Consider the following 17,663-nt stretch of genomic DNA (forward strand, 5'->3'; position numbering starts at 1 on the left):
TGGCGTGTCGCAAGCTTCGGCTATGCTGCTTTGCAGTATCGCCGTCGGGCACGCCACGCGTATCTGCGAGGTTGGCAGCCTGGTTGTGCTGAGCGGTTTTCCGCGCAGCGGCCAGGCTCCCAACCTCGTGTTGTATCTGGACGGTCAATGGGGCCGATTCCCCGTTCTGCCCAAGAATTCGCAAGAAACCAGTTCCCCCAGAGCCACTGAAAAAAGGTAGGAAACCGTGAACCCGGTAATCAAGAAATTCCAGTTCGGTCAATCGACCGTTACTCTCGAAACGGGCCGTATTGCCCGTCAGGCAACCGGCGCCGTGCTGGTTACCGTCGACAACGATGTCACCGTGCTGGTGACCGTGGTCGGCGCCAAGCAGGCCGACCCAGGCAAGGGCTTCTTCCCTCTGTCTGTCCACTACCAGGAAAAGACCTACGCTGCCGGCAAGATCCCAGGTGGCTTCTTCAAGCGTGAAGGCCGTCCTTCCGAGAAAGAGACGCTGACCTCGCGCCTGATCGACCGTCCGATCCGCCCGCTGTTCCCAGAAGGCTTCATGAACGAAGTGCAGGTCGTCTGCACCGTGGTTTCGACCAGCAAGAAGACCGACCCGGACATCGCAGCGATGATCGGTACCTCGGCCGCCCTGGCGATCTCCGGTATTCCGTTCGAAGGCCCGATCGGCGCAGCCCGCGTTGCCTTCCACGAAAGCACTGGCTACCTGCTGAACCCAACTTACGAGCAACTGGCTGCCTCGAGCCTGGACATGGTTGTTGCCGGTACTTCCGACGCCGTGCTGATGGTTGAGTCCGAAGCACAAGAGCTGACCGAAGACCAGATGCTGGGCGCAGTACTGTTCGCCCACGACGAATTCCAGGCGGTCATCCAGGCGGTCAAGGAGCTGGCTGCAGAAGCTGGCAAGCCAACCTGGGACTGGAAACCGGCCGTTGCCAACACCGAGCTGTTCAACGCCATCCGCGCCGAATTCGGCGAAGCCGTTTCCCAGGGCTACACCATCACCGTCAAGGCTGACCGCTATGCGCGCCTGGGCGAGCTGCGTGATCAGGCCGTTGCCAAGTTCTCCGGTGAGGAAGGCCAGCCGTCGGCTGCTGAAGTCAAAGAGATCTTCGGCGAAATCGAATACCGCACCGTGCGCGAAAACATCGTCAACGGCAAGCCTCGTATCGACGGCCGCGACACCAAGACCGTGCGCCCGCTGAACATCGAAGTTGGCGTGCTGCCCAAGACTCACGGTTCGGCGCTGTTCACCCGTGGCGAAACTCAGGCCCTGGTCGTTGCGACCCTGGGTACTGCACGTGATGCCCAGCTGCTGGACACCCTGGAAGGCGAGAAAAAAGACCCGTTCATGCTGCACTACAACTTCCCACCGTTCTCGGTAGGCGAATGTGGTCGCATGGGTGGTGCTGGCCGCCGCGAAATCGGTCACGGCCGCCTGGCCCGTCGTTCGGTACAGGCCATGCTGCCTGCTGCCGACGTGTTCCCGTACACCATCCGCGTAGTGTCGGAAATCACCGAATCCAACGGTTCCAGCTCCATGGCTTCGGTCTGCGGTGCCTCCCTGGCGCTGATGGACGCTGGCGTGCCGATGAAGGCGCCGGTTGCCGGTATCGCTATGGGCCTGGTCAAGGAAGGCGAGAAATTCGCAGTTCTGACCGACATTCTGGGTGACGAAGACCACCTGGGCGACATGGACTTCAAGGTAGCCGGTACCGCCAAAGGCGTGACCGCGCTGCAGATGGACATCAAGATCAACGGCATCACCGAAGAGATCATGGAGATCGCCCTGGGCCAAGCCCTGGAAGCGCGCCTGAACATCCTCGGTCAGATGAACCAGATCATTGGCCAGTCGCGTACCGAACTGTCGGCCAACGCCCCGACCATGATCGCGATGAAGATCGACACCGACAAGATCCGTGACGTCATCGGCAAGGGCGGCGCGACCATTCGCGCCATCTGCGAAGAAACCAAGGCCTCGATCGACATCGAAGACGACGGCTCGATCAAGATCTTCGGCGAAACCAAAGATGCGGCAGAAGCTGCCAAGCAGCGTATTCTGGGCATCACCGCCGAGGCCGAGATCGGCAAGATCTACGTCGGCAAGGTCGAGCGCATCGTCGACTTCGGCGCCTTCGTCAACATCCTGCCAGGCAAAGACGGCCTGGTGCACATCTCGATGCTGAGCGACGCTCGTGTCGAGAAAGTGACCGATGTGCTGAAAGAAGGCCAGGAAGTTGAGGTATTGGTACTGGACGTGGACAACCGCGGCCGTATCAAGCTGTCGATCAAGGACGTAGCTGCAGCCAAGGCTTCGGGCGTCTAAGCGTCTGACCTGAGAACGAAAAAGGGCCCTTTGAGGGCCCTTTTTTTATGCGCTTCGGGAACCTTTTGCGGACTTGCATCTTGCATGCAGGTTTTTCCTGCTGATTGCAAAATGCACGACAAGCACCTTAGATGAATTTATGTAAGTGTATGATTTATAAGGTAAATACTAAATTCTGAAAGCTGGCACAGCACATGCAATCGTATAAGTACCTGCCGCCAGGACACACGGCGCAGACCTTTCGATAAACAGGAGTGACCCAAATGAAGAAGTTCGCCATTGCTGCCGCTACTGCTACCGCTCTGACCCTGACCATGGCTAACGCAGCGTTCGCCCAGCAGTCCACCCAGGCTCCAATGACCCTGGCTGCTGGCGAGATGACTAAAGCCAAGGAAGCTACCTCGGACACCTGGATCACCACCAAGGTTAAATCCGATCTGCTGACCGAGAAGGGCATCCCAGGCAGCGACATCAAGGTCGAGACCAACAAAGGTGTCGTATCCCTGTCGTCCACCACTGCTGTGACCGAATCTCAGAAAGAAATGGCCGTATCTATTGCCAAGAAAATCAAAGGCGTCAAAGCCGTTTCGGCTGACGGCCTGAAAGCCGAATAAGGATTGTCCCGTCGGCCAAACGGATTTGGCCACTCATACCCAGCAAGCCCCGGTTATTACCGGGGCTTGCTTTTTGTGCAGTCAGAAGCCCGGATTGCGGGCCACGACATCGCTCTCGAAGCATTCCTGCTCGAGGATCAGAGGTTCGACCAGGGGCCTGCTGTCACGAAAATGCGCAGTCTGAATATGCGCTTCGTACGCATCTACGTCGGTGTAGATTTCGTAGAGATAGATCACATCAGCATCCGCTCGGTCTTGTGAGACGTCGAAAACCAGGCATCCCGGCTCATTTGCCACCGAGGCGGCAGCGTTGACTTTGATGGCGGTCAGAAATGCCTCGGCACAGCCAGCTTTGACGCGATTCTTGATAAACAGACTGTACACAGCACGCTCCTTTTGTTTTAAATTCAATATTAAATTGTATACAAAAAAGGAGCCGCGCCAATGTCTGATTTACCAGTTCGCCCGGGTCGCCTGAATGGCCTGCGCCACATCGCATTGTTGGTACCCAACCTTGAGGAGTGCGAGCGCTTTTATGTCGATGTAATGGGCATGAAGGTACTCAACCGCGCCAATGAAGACCTGGTGTACCTGACCTGTGGCAATGACAACCTTTCGCTGGGGCGTGGGGCAGGGGTGGCCAATGGGCTGCAGACCCTGGACCATTACGGGTTCATCGTCGATAGCGTGGAGGAGCTGGAAGCCTGGTTCCACTACTTCAAGGCGCGGGGCGTGACCCTGCTGGACAAGCCATTCAACCATGGTGACGGCGCCCGCAGTTTCCACATACTCGACCCTGCTGGGAACAAGGTGCAGCCGCTGTATCACCCGGCAGTATCGGGCCAGCGGCTGGTGTAAGCGTGAACTGGCCTTCGTGGCTAAGCGCGAAGGCCCCTGCCTGGTTCAAGGCTCACTCTGCGTCCAAGTGCATCGGCGTGATCACCCGCCCATCAGGCTCGGCTTGTCCCAGGCTGGTGTCGATGAAGTACACCCGGTCATCTTCGAGCTTGCCCTTGTCTACCAGATAGTCCTTGATGCTGCTCGCCCGCTCCTGGCCCAGGGTACGAAGCAGCGCGGTGCTTTCGGCCCACGACTTGATCACCGCTTCGCGTAGTTTGGCGGTGCGTTGCTCGCGGCTCAGTTGTTCCCACTCAGCCGGTGGCTGCTGTTTGAGGCGGGTGCGATAGATGCCTTCGAGCATCGCCGGTTTGTCGCTGTCATCGACCTGGAGCATCGAGGGGTTGGCCGGGACCTTATCGCCACGGCGTTGCAGAATCTTGTACCAAGTGGCCTGGTACTCGCGCTCCAGGCGCTGCTGCGCAATCAAAGGGCCGTCGCTGCTCTGGGCGCTGGTGCCTTCGATTTCCAGGCGCAGCTCTGGGCGTTCCTTGAGTGCTGCTGCCAGCTTATTGAGTGCCGCCTGGGCTTCTGCACTAAGGTCGCTGGAACCAGGGGCGAATGCCACGGTGCCGAGGTCTTGCGAACTACCACCGCTGATCAGCCCACCGATGAACTTGAACGGTGCCTGCGCGGCGCGCAGTACTAGATTGCGCAGCGTCTGCCAGACGATTGGCATGACGCTGAACTGGGGGTTGTTCAAATCGCCCGTGACTGGCAATTCGATGGAGATACGCCCCTGGGTGTCCTTGAGCAGGGCGATTGCCAGTCTAATCGGCAGGTCCACGGCATCCGGGCTGTCGACCTTTTCGCCTAGTTGCAGTTGCTCGACCACCACCTTGTTCTCTGCCTTGAGTTGGCCGTTGGTGATCAGGTAGTGCAGGTCGAGGTTCAACCGACCTTTGCGAATCCGAAAGCCCGCGAACTTTCCGGAGTAGGGGGTCAACGTGGTGAGCTCGACGCGTTTGAAGCTGGTGGCGATGTCCAGGCTGGCCAGCGGGTTGAACGGGTTGAGGGCGCCTTTGATGGTAACTGGGGCATAACGGTCGACTTTGCCTTTCACGTCGACCTTGGCCGGTGTCGGCTTATGGTTGTCGATGGTGCCGATCTGGCCGTTGAGCTGTTGAATGGCAGTGGCGAAGTTCGGAGTCAGGGTCAGGTCGGCGAAGTTAGCTGAGCCGTCTTTAATGTCGATCTGGCCGATATGAATGCCGAGCGGTTTGCTGGCTGCAGCCTGGCTCGCCTTGGCGGGGCTGCTTGCAGCTGCGCCAGCCGGTTGCGGAATCAGCAGGTCGTCGACACTGGTGGTTCGGTCTTCGTTGATGATGAACCGCGCATACGGCTGCATCAAGGTCACCTTATCGATGGCCAGAGCATCACCGTGCACATACGACAGGCCATCGACGTTGACTTGCTGCCACTTGACGAAATCACGGCCTTTGATGGTATCGAGTGTGTGCAACTGGTTGATCTGTGCCTTGCCCGCGACGGTGAAGGCCAGCGGTTCGGTGCCCTTGAGGTCGACCTTCAGATCGCTGGCAAGCATGCCGCTGCGAAGTTCCAGGCGAATGTAGGGGCTGATGTAAGCCTGGGCAACGCGCAGGTCGATATCACGGGTACTGACATTCAATTTGGCCGTGACCGGCGCCAGGTTAACCTCACCGTCCGCCTGCAGCTTGCCTTGTTTACCCACGCCAGTATCGAGCTTGAGGGTAAAGGGTGACTGGTTGAGGCTGTCGTAGCCTTGCAGGTCGATGTTCAGCGGGCCGACATCCAGGGCCACAGGCTCCGGCTGGCTGCGGTCGGCCAGGTGTACCTGATAGTTGCGCAGTTGCACATCCTTGAGCAGCACCTGCCAGGGTTTGCTGGGCGCATTGGCGGCTTGTTGATCCTTGGCAGGTTCGGCAGCCGCAGGTTCCGCCTTCTGTTTGGGTGTGGCCTTCGCAGGTTGGCTGGCGAACAGTTTCTGCCAGTCAAGTTGACCGTCCTTCTCCAGCGCCGCCCAGGTTTCCAGTTTTTCACTGCGCACCTTGCCGACGGTGACCCGCTGTTTGGCCAGGTCGATGGAGGTCTCACTCACCTGCAGGTTGGCCAGGCGCACCAGGGGGCGACCATCGGGGGCCTTGATGGCGAATGGGGCGACTTTCACCGATGTATTGTCCAGCAACAGCTCGGTTTGCTTGGAGAGATTGAGGGTGTAGTGGGTGTCGAGGTTGACCACGCCGTCTTCGAGCACTAGAGGCACGGCATCACGTACATAGGGCCAGAACAGTTTCATCTTGGCGTCGGTGACTTTCAGCGTGCCTTGCGAGGCAATCGGTGCCAGGCTGAGCGTGCCGCTCCAGTCGATGCGCCCGCCATTGGGGCTCAGCGCCACCAGCGTCATGTCGGCGTTGTCGTCCGGCAGGGTGCTGAGGTTCTTCAACTCAAGGTTCATGTCGTCGTAGAGGAATTCGATTGGCTCGCTTGGGCGCTGGTCCTCGAAATGCAAATAGCCGCCAGTGAGCTTGATGCTGCCGATACGCAGGGGAAACGGGTCGCTGGGGGGCTCATCCGGCTTGGGCTGGCTGGGTGGTAATTTGAATAGCTGGGTCAGGTTCAGCGTACCGTCCTTGGCGAACAACACCTCGTTGCGAGGCTTGTCGAGCTCAATGGCTTGCAGGTGCAATGCGCCGGTCCACGCACTGTCGAGTGCCAGGTTGGCGTAGAGCCGTTCGAAGCCTACCTGCTCCTTGCCTGGCTCGCCCAGTTGCAGGCCCCACAGCGTCAGCTCGAGGCTGAAAGGGTTGAACTCCACACGTTGCAGGTGCGCAGGCACGGTGGCGTACTGGGCCAGTTGCTGGTTGGCCACACGCAAAGCGACCCCAGGAACCACAAGAAAGCCGAGCAGGCTATAGAGGCCGACCAGAGCCAGCAGGGCGCCAAGGGCGCGAGTCAATCCTTTGTACATGTGTCGCTTCGTCTGTCCAAGCAGGAGTGATTGGAGTATGGCACGTTAAAACGGTTCCGCTGCGGCGAGCCGATTTCCCCTCACTCGATGCCCATGCGTCGCCTGGCCCGGTGCGCCGAGCCGTCTTGCATGGCCCAGCGCAGGATCGGCGCCGTGCGCTGCAGGCCAAGGCGGACCATGCGCCGTTGCAGCGGCCCTTGTTGCAGGCCGAGCATGGCTTGGGCCCAGTCCGGTAGCAGATCGATGCCGGCCTGCAGCATCAGCTTGCCGACAGGCTCGGCGAGCCGGCTTGGAGCAGGCGCCTTGAGTAGAATCCCCACCACTTCAAGGCTGCGTGAACTGCATTGCAAAGAGGGGCGCATGCGTTGCAGGTAATCCTCGACCTGCTGACAGGAGCGTGGCACATCGCGCGCCCCCAGGCGTTCGGCGATCAGGGCGATCTCGGCGTAATAGGCATCCTGATCGGCACGTGAGAGATGGGGGGCGCGGTAACGCAAGTGGGCAGCGAGAAAGCTGCTGACTTCGGCCACGTGTACCCAGGTCAGCAGATCTGGGTCGCTGGCAGCGTAGGGCGTGCCGTCAGGGGCGGTGCCGGTTACCTGCAAATGGATGGTGCGCACTTTGTCGAGCAGCCATTCGGCATCGCGGGTTGAGCCGAAGGTTGTCCCGGAAATGAATTGGCTGGTGCGGCGCAGGCGCCCGAGCAGGTCTTCGCGGAAGTTGGAATGGTCCCACACCCCGGCCAGCGCCAGCGGGTGCAACAGCTGCAGCATCAAGGCACCGATGCCGCCGACCAGCATGCTTGGAAAGTCGCCATGTACTTGCCAACTGATGCTGTGCGGGCCGAACAGGCCAGGGTCACCCTTAGGTGATTCGAGGTCGAGCTGGCCGAGGGCCAGCCCGGTAAGGCTCATGACCTGGGTTTCGATGCGGCGGCGTAGAGCTTCCATGGCGTCCTGTGTCGCAGGGCGGCCATGGCAGCTGGCGGCCCGCTATTGATTGAGGCGTTTATCGATCAGCTCTTGTACCACGCTCGGGTCGGCCAGGGTCGAGGTATCGCCGAGGGTGTCCAGTTCATTGCAAGCGATCTTGCGCAGTATACGCCGCATGATCTTACCCGACCGTGTCTTGGGCAAGGCCGGGGCCCACTGGATCAGCTCGGGCTTGGCGAAGCTGCCAATCTCCTTGCTGACCAACGCCAGCAGTTTCTCCTTGAGCGTATCGTCCGGTGTGATGCCGCTCATGGGGGTGACGAAAGCGTAAACACCTTGGCCCTTGAGGTCATGGGGGTACCCCACCACCGCGGCCTCGGCGACGCTGTCGTGCAGCACCAGTGCGCTTTCTACCTCGGCCGTGCCGATTCGGTGGCCGGATACGTTGATCACATCATCGATGCGGCCTGTGATCCAGTAGTCGCCGTCGGCATCCCGGCGCGCGCCATCGCCTGTGAAGTAGTAGCCAGGCATGGGCTTGAAGTAGGTGTCGACCATGCGCTGGTGGTCGCCATAGACGCTGCGGATCTGCCCCGGCCAGCTGGCCTTGATCACCAGCAGGCCGGCGCCTGGGCCTTCTATAGGCTTGCCCTGTTCGTCCAGCAGCGCCGGTTGTACCCCGAACATCGGTTGGGTGGCGCATCCGGGCTTGAGTGTGCGATCGCCCGGCAGAGGGGTAAGCATGATCCCGCCGGTTTCGGTCTGCCACCAAGTGTCGACGATGGGGCAGCGCTTTTGCCCGACCGCTTCGAAATACCACTCCCAGGCTTCCGGGTTGATGGGTTCGCCAACACTGCCAAGCAGGCGCAGGCTTTGGCGAGAGGTGCCTTGCAACGGGGCTGAGCCCTCACGCATCAGGGCGCGCAGGGCGGTAGGCGCGGTGTAGAAGATGTTGACCTGGTGCTTGTCCACCACCTGCCAGAAGCGCGAGGTGTCCGGGTAGTTGGGTACGCCTTCGAACATCAGCGAAATTGCACCATTGGCCAGGGGGCCATAGACGATGTAACTGTGGCCGGTGACCCAGCCGACGTCCGCGGTGCACCAGAACACCTCGCCATCGCGGTAGTCGAACACCACCTTGAAGGTCATGGTCGCCTGCAGCAGGTAGCCGGCGGTGGTGTGCAGCACGCCCTTGGGCTTGCCGGTGCTGCCGGAGGTGTACAGGATGAACAGTGGGTCTTCGGCCTGCATTGGCTCTGGCGGGCAGTCGTCGCCGGCGTGCTCGGTGGCTTCGTGATACCAGAGGTCGCGGCCTTCGCTCCAGGCTACACCGGCCCCAGTGCGGCGCACCACGAAGACACTGTCGACCGCTGGGCAGCTGGTCAGCGCCTTGTCGACGTTGTGCTTGAGCGGGATGCGTTTACCACCACGAACACCTTCATCGGCGGTGATCACGGTGTGGCAATCGGCATCGAGAATTCGATCACGCAGCGCGTCGGGCGAGAATCCGCCGAACACCACCGAATGGATTGCGCCAATGCGGGTGCAGGCCAGCATGGCATAGGCGGCTTCAGGGATCATCGGCATGTAAATGCAAACCCGGTCGCCTTTGTTCACCCCGCGTGCCTTGAGGGCGTTGGCCAAGCGGCAGACCTGACGGTGCAGTTCGCGATAGGTGACAGCTTTCGAGTCCTTGGGGTCGTCACCCTCCCACAACAGGGCAGTCTGCTCGCCGCGCTGAGCCAGATGGCGGTCGATACAGTTATGGCTGACGTTCAACTGGCCGCCGTCGAACCAGCGGGCGCTGCCGGTGTTCAGGTCGCATTGCTGCACCGTCGACCAGGGTTTGACCCAGTCCAGACGCTTGGCCTGTTCTGCCCAAAATGTGTCGGGGTCATCGACCGATTGACGGTACAGGCGCTGATATTCGTCGGGGGTGAGGCTTACCGATTGGCTGACTGCCAGGGCGTGGGGATATTGCTTGATATCGAACATGGCGGGTGGTCCTGCTCTTGTCGGAGGGACTGCAACGGCTATTCGATGGATAGTGTAGCTGGAGGTGGTGTTCACCCTGTGCCGGCCCTCTCGCAGGGTTACCCGCGAAAGGGTCGAAACAGGCTGTCGGTCAACCGCGATGACGGCCGCGGAAGTAGTTGATCAGGCCCTGGGTGGAGCCATCTTCGGCGCTGTCTTCCAGGCTGCCGACCAGGCGCTGGTACACACCCTTGCCCAGCTCTTTGCCCAGCTCGACGCCCCACTGATCGAAGGCGTTGATACCCCAGACCACGCTCTGTACGAACACCTTGTGCTCGTACATCGCCACCAACGCACCCAAGCGGCGCGGGCTGATGCGCTCGACCACCAGTGTATTGCTTGGGCGGTTGCCCGGAATCACCTTGTGCGGAGCGAGTTTTTCGATGTCGGCCTCGCTCATGCCCTTCTGGCGCAGCTCCGTCTCGGCTTCTTCGCGGGTCTTGCCCAGCATCAGCGCCTGGCTCTGCGATAGGCAGTTGGCGTACAGCCATTGATGGTGGTCGGCCACCGGGTTGAAGCTGACCACTGGCACGATGAAGTCGGCGGGGATCAACTGGGTGCCTTGATGCAACAGCTGGTGGTAGGCGTGCTGACCGTTACAGCCCACACCGCCCCAGATCACTGGGCCGGTCTCGGTTTTCACCGGGGTGCCGTCCTGCAGCACGCTCTTGCCGTTGGACTCCATGTCCAGCTGTTGCAGGTGCTTGGTAATGTTGCGCAGGTAGTGGTCGTACGGCAGGATCGCGTGGCTGCTGGCGCCCCAGAAGTTGCCATACCAGACGCCCAGCAAGGCCAGCAGTACCGGCATGTTCTTCTCGAACGGGGCGGTCTGGAAGTGCTGGTCCATGGTGTAGGCACCGGACAGCAGCTCCTTGAAGTTGGCGGTGCCAATGGCTAGCGCAATCGGCAAGCCGATGGCCGACCACAGCGAATAGCGCCCACCGACCCAGTCCCACATCGGGAAGATGTTTTCTTCGCGGATACCGAAGGCTACGGCCGCGGCCTTGTTGCTGGATACGGCGATGAAGTGGCGATACAGCTCGGCTTCCGAGCCGCCCTGGGCCAGGTACCAAGTACGTGCGGCAATGGCATTTTTCAGAGTCTCGAGGGTGTTGAACGACTTCGACGAGACGATGAACAGGGTGGTCTCAGCACGCAGGTTGGCCGACAGCTCATGGAACTCACTGCCGTCGATATTGGCCAGGTAGTGGCAGCGCACGCCACGTTGAGCGTAGGGCAGCAGGGCTTCGGAGACCAGCTCAGGGCCTAGGAAGGAACCGCCGATGCCAATGTTGACCACATCTGTGATCGGTTTTTCGCTGTAGCCACGCCACAGGCCGTCATGGATGCGGCCGACCAGTTCAGTGATCTGGTTGAGCACCTTGTGCACTTCCGGCATCACGTTGACGCCGTTGACGCTGAGCTTGTCGCCTACCGGGCGGCGCAGTGCGGTATGCAGCACCGGGCGGCCTTCGGAGGCATTGATGATCTCGCCGCTGAACATCGATTTGATTGCATCCTGCAAACCGACCTGCTCTGCCAACGCTACCAGCAGCGTGCGGGTTTCGTCGGTGATCAGGTTTTTCGAATAGTCCAGAAACAGGCCGCAGGAGCTCAGCGAGAAGTCATCAAAACGTTTTGCATCGGCGGCGAAGGCTTCGCGCATGCTGAAGCCTTGCATGGCTTGGCGGTGTTTCTGCAGGGCCTGCCAGGCAGGCAGGGCCGTCACATCGTGGGGTGTACGGTAATACGCCATTGCACGGAATTCCTTGATGCGTGGTGAGCCTTGGACAGGGCACTCATTGCCGGGTTCAGACTGGCCATCATTATAGGCAAAGGGCGCGTGCAGGGAATGGGGAGGCGGGGGTTTTTAGGGGGGCCATGGGCGGCACGGCACCCCCTGACCGTTATGCGGTTTTTTCGTCCAGATGCAGGTAGAGATTGTCGATCAGCCGGGTGTTGCCTAAATAAGCAGCTACCAGAATGACGAGGTCGCGGTCGCCAAAAGTGGCCGGGCGCAGATTGACTGCGTGGCGCACCTCCAAGTAGTCCGGGCGCAGCCCGGCGGCGATAAGGTCGGCCTTGCCTTGCTCGATCAGTGCGTCGAAATCTACCTGGCCGCGACCAAGCGCATCGGCGATCTGCCTCAGGGTGCGATACACGACCGGCGCCGTGGTCCGCTGTTCAGGGGTGAGGTAACCGTTGCGCGAAGACAGCGCCAAGCCGTCTTCGGCGCGAACGGTGGGCTCGCCAATGATCTGGATCGGCATGTTCAGGTCGCGCACCATGGCGCGGATCACCGCCAGTTGCTGGTAGTCCTTTTCGCCGAACACGGCCAGGTCTGGCTGGACCATGTTGAACAGCTTGCTGACCACGGTCGCCACGCCTTCGAAGTGGCCTGGCCGGCTGGCGCCGCAAAGGCCTTCGGAGAGCTGAGGTACGCTGACGCGGGTTTGCACGGCCATGCCGTCAGGGTACATCTCTTGTACCGTGGGCGCGAACAGCAGGTGGCAGCCGGCATCGAGCAGGCGCTGCTGGTCGGCAGCCAGTGTGCGGGGGTACTTGTCCAAGTCTTCGTTGGCGCCGAACTGCAATGGGTTGACGAAGATGCTGGCCACGACGAAATCGGCACGTTGAGCTGCCTTGGTCACCAGCGCAGCGTGGCCGCTGTGCAAGTTGCCCATGGTCGGCACGAAGGCGATGCGCTTGCCTTCGCCGCGGGCGCGAGCGACGGCTGCGCGCAGTTCGCGGACGGTCTTGACTGTGTTCATGCGCTGAATCCGTGCTCGGCTGCAGGGAAGGTGACACCCTTGACCGCGGTGACGTAGGCACTGAGGGCGCTGTGGATGTCTGGCTGACCTTGCATGAAGTTCCTCACGAACTTGGGCACCCGGCCGCTCAAGGACAGGCCAAGCATGTCGTGCAGGACCAGTACCTGGCCGTCGGTGGCGCTACCTGCGCCAATGCCGATGACCGGAATGCTCACTGCCTGAGTGATTTCTGCTGCCAGCTCACTGGGCACGCATTCAAGCAGCAGCATTGCCGCGCCTGCCTGTTCCAGTGCGATGGCGTCGGCGCGCATTTGCCGCGCTTGCGCTTCCTGGCGGCCCTGCACCTTGTAACCGCCCAGTACGTTGACAGTCTGTGGGGTCAGGCCCATGTGCGCGCATACCGGCACACCGCGTTCGGCCAGCAGGCGGATGGTATCGGCCAGCCAGGCAGCGCCTTCTAGTTTGATCATATGAGCGCCGGCCTGCATCAGTTTGGCGCAGTTGGCAAAAGCCTGCTCTGGTGTCGCGTGGGCCATGAACGGCAGATCGGCGAGGATCAGCGCGCCATCGTTGCCGCGTTTGACGCAGGCTGTGTGGTAGGCCATTTCTTCGGTGGTGACGGGCAGGGTGCTGTCATGGCCCTGCAAGACCATGCCCAGAGAGTCGCCTACCAGCAACACATCGACGCCGGCCTGGCTGCAGGCCTTGGCGAAGGTTGCATCGTAGCAGGTCAGCATGGTGATCTTTTCACCCTTGGCCTTCAGGCCGTGGAGGGTCGTCAGGGTTACTTCAGGCATGTAGGTAAATCCTCGTTCAGGCGCTGTGAAAAACGACTGCATACAACGCGTGTAGTCATCTTCCGGAGCGGCACATCATCGGGTGTGATGTTCGGGCACAGGTCCGTCCGGGCCTAAATACGGGTATGTGGCATCGGGGTGCCACACGGGACGCCTATAGTCGTGAGCGAGGTGGGGGAAGTCAATCACCCTGTTACCGCATTGTTACTAACGGGGTGTTACTGGCGTTACCGCGCTTTGCCTAATGTCTCAAACGCCCGGTTTACAGGCGTTCCAGGCCGACGAACGGGCAGGCTTCGAGCAGTTGGGCGAGGGTACGGCCATCGGCCAGGCAGAAGTCGCTCGCCACCAGCTCGGCCAAGGGGTACAGCACGAAAGGGCGGGCATGCATGTGGTAATGCGGCACCTTGAGGCGGGGTACGTCGATGACCTGGTCACCGTACAGCAGGATATCCAGGTCCAGCGTGCGTGGGCCCCAGCGCTCTTTGCGCACGCGGCCCTGATCGTTTTCGATGACTTGCAGAGCATCGAGCAAAGCCAGTGGCGCCAGCGTGGTGTCCAGTGCCGCGACGGCGTTGGTGTAGCGCGGTTGGCCGGGCAGCAGTGAGTCGCTGGTATACAGGGCCGATGCCGCTACCAGCCCAGTGCCGTCAATCTTGTCCAGCGCTTGGAGGGCGCTGCGCAGTTGCTCGGCCGGGGCGTCCAGGTTACTGCCCAGGCCGATGAAGGCGCGGGTGGTCACTCGAAGGCCTCGTCACCACCGCTGCGCTTGCGCTTGCCGCCACTGCGCTTGCGTTTGCGAGCCGTGCCCGCGCCGCCTTCGTCACGGCTGCCCAGCTCGCGGATCATCTCGCGCCGCTCACTGTCGTTGGCCTCCTGGTAATCCGTCCACCACTGGCCGAGGTCATCGGTTTGCTCGCCAGCGCTTTCGCGCAGCAGCAGGAAGTCGTAGCCGGCGCGGAAGCGCGGGTTATCCAGCAGTAGGTCTGCACGCTTACCACTGCGACGGGGCAAGCGCTCCTGCATGTCCCAGATTTCACGAATCGGCAGGGTGAAGCGCTTGGGTATGGCAATGCGCGCACATTGCTCGGCGATCAGGTCATGGGCCGCACCGTTCATGGCTGGAATGGGCGGTACGCCCTGGCTCTGCAGGTGCAGCACACGGCTTGGCAAGGCAGGCCAGAGCAGAGCCGCGAACAGGAAGGCAGGGGTGACCGGCTTGCCTTGTTTGACCCGCAGGTCGGTGTTGCTCAATGCCTGGCTGATCAGGGTGTGGGTATAGGTCGGACGCTCGTCCAAGGCGTGAGCACTGGCTGGGAACAGCGGCTCGAACAACTCGAGGTCGACCAGCATTTCGAAGGCCATCGCCCCTTGCCCCGAAAGGAACAGCTTTAAGCATTCCTCGAACAGGCGTGCAGGCGGTATCTCGCGCAACATAGGCGCCAGTTTGCGGATCGGCTGGAACGTGTGCTTCTCGATGCCGAAATCCAGCTTGGCGGCGAACCGCACAGCACGCAGCATGCGTACCGGGTCTTCCTGGTAGCGGTGAGTCGGGTCGCCAATCAGACGCAGCAGGCGGTTACGCACATCATGAACGCCGTTGGCGTAGTCCAGGATGCGCTCGCTGACCGGGTCGTAGTAAAGGGCATTGATGGTGAAGTCGCGGCGCTGCGCATCTTCTTCCAAGGTGCCGTATACGTTGTCACGCAGTATGCGACCACTGGCGTTGTGCGACGAACGGTGGCTGTCACCCTGGTCGTCTTCGGAGTGATGGGCACGGAAGGTGGCGACTTCGATGATCTCACGGCCGAAATGCACGTGGACCAGCTTGAAGCGCCGGCCGATGATGCGCGCGTTACGGAACTCGGCACGCACCTGTTCGGGGGTGGCACTGGTGGCGACGTCGAAGTCCTTGGGCGTGATGCCCAGCATCAGGTCGCGGACGCAGCCACCAACCAGGTAGGCCTGGTAGCCCGCACTTTGCAGGCGCTCGACGATGTTCACCGCATGCCGGCTGAACTGGTGGCGCTGCAGCGAATGTTGGCTTTTGTTGATCACCTCAGGCGTAGTGCGCCTGTGGTGCTGGCCCGGTACGGGAGGGCGGAACGACTGGAACAGCTTCTTCAGCATGGGATGCACTGTTTGAAGGAATGTTCGGCCAACAATAGGAGAATGGCCGCATGATGGGCGGGGATTCTAGCATTTACTCGGGGAATGGTGTAGGCGGTCGCAGGAAGCCCTGCGCAAGGAGGGAGAAACGACAAGGGGAGCCTAAGCTCCCCAAGAAGTCGTTGCGTGCTCTTATTATTTTTCGACTGGGCTTCTTGTTTTTGTTGAGTGCCCTGCCCACAAATCTCGAAGCTTGTGGACGACCCCCAATCCAGGGGTTAAGAGCAAACGGATTGCTTTGGCCGCTGATGTCACGTTGACCTTTCGATCCAACCAGTTCAGGCGCTGCTTTTAAGTGCAGTTTTTGTTGTTCTCTGCCTGGTCGTGGGGCAAGCCCCAAACACGCATCCTCTCCAAAAGAATCAGTTAGCTGCGCCTCCGCCGTCTTGTTTTTATTGTGCGTGAGCCGTTTCGTCTTGTTCTTATTCTGAGTTGCTATGCTTGTTATTGTTCTTGTACCAGACATATAGCAGGTGCCGTGCCAACTTTTGAAAACCCAATGAAATCAAGGGGTTGGAAGGATTCTTGGCTTTTCCAACGGCAGGAAATGTAGAAATTTCGTTACCGTACGCCTCGGGAACTGTTACGTCGGAAAGGTTGGGTAACAGATTTATGTGGGGGTGGGGGGTTACGAGAGGGCTTGCTTGACATATCTAGCGGTTGTGAAATCGAGCGCCGCGCGGGCGGCGCGCGATCTCACAGGCGCTGGGGCTTGAGCCCCGCTCAGTTATCGCTGGTTGCGTTGCTCTTGCGCCGCGGGATGCCCAGGCGCTGGCGCCGCTCCCACAGGCATTTGCGGCTGACACCCAGCTTGCGTGCCAACTCGGTTTCGGTCATGTGGTCCTGGTGCTCGAGCACGAAGTGCTGGAAGTAATCCTCCAGCGACAAATCCTCGGTGGGCTCATGGCTTGCGCTGCTGGCACTGGCTGCGGCCAGGGCGTTGTCGAGAATGTCGTCTTCTTCCAGGTCGCTCAGCTCGATATCGATGCCCAGCATGTCTGCGGAAATTTCCGCGCTCTCGCTGAGGATAACTGCGCGCTCCACGGCGTTTTCCAGTTCGCGCACGTTACCCGGCCAGCTGTAGTGACGAATGGCTTGCTCGGCTTCGGCGGAAAAATGCAGGTCGTCCCGACCGATGCGCGCACTCTGGCGTGCAAGGAAAGCGTTGGCAATTTCGTTTACGTCACTGCCGCGCTCGCGCAGCGCCGGCAACTTCAGCGCAATCACGTGAAGGCGGTAATAAAGGTCTTCACGGAACTGCCCGGCCTTGGCCAGGTTTTTGAGGTCACGGTGGGTCGCGGCAATCAAGCGCACGTCGACTTTCTGCGACTGAACCGAGCCGACCCTGCGGATCTCGCCTTCCTGCAGCACGCGCAGCAGGCGAGCCTGGGCTTCGAGCGGCAACTCACCGATTTCGTCGAGGAACAGGGTGCCACCGTCGGCCGCCTCTACCAAGCCTGCGCGGCCAGCACTGGCACCGGTGAATGCGCCTTTTTCGTGGCCGAACAGTTCTGACTCGATCAAGGTTTCTGGAATCGCCGCGCAATTCACCGAAATCATCGGCGCCTTGGCGCGCCGCGAAAGGTTGTGCAGGGCACGGGCCACCAGCTCTTTACCGGTGCCCGACTCACCCTGGATCAGCACATTGGAGTCGGTGGGCGCCACCTTGCGGATCTTGCTGTACAGATCCTGCATTGGCGGGCACGACCCGATAATGCCGATCTCACCATTGGCGGCGGCAGGTTTGTCCGCTGTTGCAGCCTTGCCGTTGGCCCGCGGCTCGGCTGCCGGTGCTTGCGCCGCCGTTGGGGCGCTCTGCCGGTCACGCAGGATGCGTGCGACGGCCTGAAGCATTTCATCATGGTCGAAAGGCTTGGCGATATAGTCCACCGCGCCCATCTTCATCGAGTCTACCGCCGAGCGCAGGCTGGCGTAGCTGGTCATGATCAGCACCGGCGTGCCCTGACCGAGTTTGATCAGCTCGGTGCCAGGGGCGCCAGGCAGGCGCAGGTCGCTGACGATCAGGTCGAAGGTGGCGATGCTGAAGCGTTCCTGGGCTTCCTGCACCGAGCCGGCTTCGCTGACCTGGTACTGGTTGCGTTCGAGCAGCCGACGCAGGGCCGAGCGGATGATGGTTTCGTCTTCGACGATCAGAATATGCGGCATT

13 protein-coding genes are annotated in these 17,663 nt (G+C 60.7%); 3 read left to right on the forward strand and 10 right to left on the reverse strand.

Translation table 11 applies throughout. The features are described 5' to 3' along the window. Window positions 1-226 precede the first annotated feature (226 nt). Together pnp and J5M56_RS14255 are read left to right on the forward strand one after the other, a co-directional pair. Window positions 227-2,332 carry a polyribonucleotide nucleotidyltransferase gene (pnp, locus tag J5M56_RS14250; protein ID WP_060478635.1) on the forward strand — a complete coding sequence of 702 codons (2,106 nt, stop codon included), beginning with the start codon at window positions 227-229 and terminating at the stop codon, window positions 2,330-2,332. 263 nt (window positions 2,333-2,595) lie between these two features. Continuing rightward, a complete protein-coding gene (locus J5M56_RS14255; protein WP_186478852.1) occupies window positions 2,596-2,946 on the forward strand; it encodes a BON domain-containing protein in 351 nt (116 codons plus the stop codon). Between the two features lie 81 nt (window positions 2,947-3,027). Here J5M56_RS14255 and J5M56_RS14260 read toward each other — a convergent pair whose 3' ends face one another. Continuing rightward, window positions 3,028-3,330 carry a putative quinol monooxygenase gene (locus J5M56_RS14260; protein ID WP_186478851.1) on the reverse strand — a complete coding sequence of 101 codons (303 nt, stop codon included), beginning with the start codon at window positions 3,328-3,330 and terminating at the stop codon, window positions 3,028-3,030. A gap of 60 nt (window positions 3,331-3,390) precedes the next feature. On the opposite strand from J5M56_RS14260, the gene J5M56_RS14265 reads away from it, so the two are divergent. Next, window positions 3,391-3,804, forward strand: coding sequence for a VOC family protein (locus J5M56_RS14265; RefSeq protein ID WP_186478850.1), 414 nt, complete (start codon window positions 3,391-3,393; stop codon window positions 3,802-3,804). A gap of 52 nt (window positions 3,805-3,856) precedes the next feature. On the opposite strand, the gene J5M56_RS14270 is transcribed toward J5M56_RS14265, so the two are convergent. From J5M56_RS14270 to J5M56_RS14310, 9 genes are all read right to left on the reverse strand, one after another. Further along, the gene (locus J5M56_RS14270) at window positions 3,857-6,793 is read right to left on the reverse strand and encodes a DUF748 domain-containing protein (RefSeq protein ID WP_207937186.1); all 2,937 of its coding nucleotides are present in this window, start codon (window positions 6,791-6,793) and stop codon (window positions 3,857-3,859) included. Window positions 6,794-6,873: 80 nt separating this feature from the next. After that, window positions 6,874-7,743: an oxygenase MpaB family protein gene (locus J5M56_RS14275; RefSeq protein ID WP_060478630.1), complete on the reverse strand. Its 870-nt coding sequence runs from the start codon at window positions 7,741-7,743 to the stop codon at window positions 6,874-6,876. 42 nt (window positions 7,744-7,785) lie between these two features. Next, window positions 7,786-9,720, reverse strand: coding sequence for an acetate--CoA ligase (gene acs, locus J5M56_RS14280; protein WP_186478847.1), 1,935 nt, complete (start codon window positions 9,718-9,720; stop codon window positions 7,786-7,788). Window positions 9,721-9,850: 130 nt separating this feature from the next. Continuing rightward, window positions 9,851-11,515, reverse strand: coding sequence for a glucose-6-phosphate isomerase (gene pgi, locus J5M56_RS14285; protein WP_186478846.1), 1,665 nt, complete (start codon window positions 11,513-11,515; stop codon window positions 9,851-9,853). A gap of 151 nt (window positions 11,516-11,666) precedes the next feature. Continuing rightward, window positions 11,667-12,530 (reverse strand): pantoate--beta-alanine ligase, encoded by an 864-nt coding sequence (gene panC, locus J5M56_RS14290; RefSeq protein ID WP_060478627.1) that lies wholly within the window; start codon window positions 12,528-12,530, stop codon window positions 11,667-11,669. Then, window positions 12,527-13,327, reverse strand: a complete 801-nt coding sequence (panB, locus tag J5M56_RS14295) for a 3-methyl-2-oxobutanoate hydroxymethyltransferase (RefSeq protein WP_186478844.1) — start codon at window positions 13,325-13,327, stop codon at window positions 12,527-12,529. The genes panC and panB overlap by 4 nt, the downstream gene beginning before the upstream one ends. 262 nt (window positions 13,328-13,589) lie before the next feature. Further along, window positions 13,590-14,069: a 2-amino-4-hydroxy-6-hydroxymethyldihydropteridine diphosphokinase gene (folK, locus tag J5M56_RS14300; protein ID WP_186478843.1), complete on the reverse strand. Its 480-nt coding sequence runs from the start codon at window positions 14,067-14,069 to the stop codon at window positions 13,590-13,592. After that, entirely contained in the window at window positions 14,066-15,457 is a 1,392-nt protein-coding gene (locus tag J5M56_RS14305; protein WP_060478624.1) for a polynucleotide adenylyltransferase PcnB, read from the reverse strand. Before J5M56_RS14305 ends, folK begins: the two co-directional genes overlap by 4 nt. 762 nt (window positions 15,458-16,219) lie before the next feature. Continuing rightward, complete coding sequence (locus J5M56_RS14310) at window positions 16,220-17,662, reverse strand: sigma-54 dependent transcriptional regulator (RefSeq protein ID WP_207937187.1); 1,443 nt, start codon at window positions 17,660-17,662, stop codon at window positions 16,220-16,222. Between the last annotated feature and the right edge of the window lies 1 nt (window position 17,663).

The sequence above is a fragment of the Pseudomonas sp. 51_B genome, from assembly GCF_017491595.1.
Taxonomy (GTDB): Bacteria; Pseudomonadota; Gammaproteobacteria; order Pseudomonadales; family Pseudomonadaceae; genus Aquipseudomonas; species Aquipseudomonas promysalinigenes.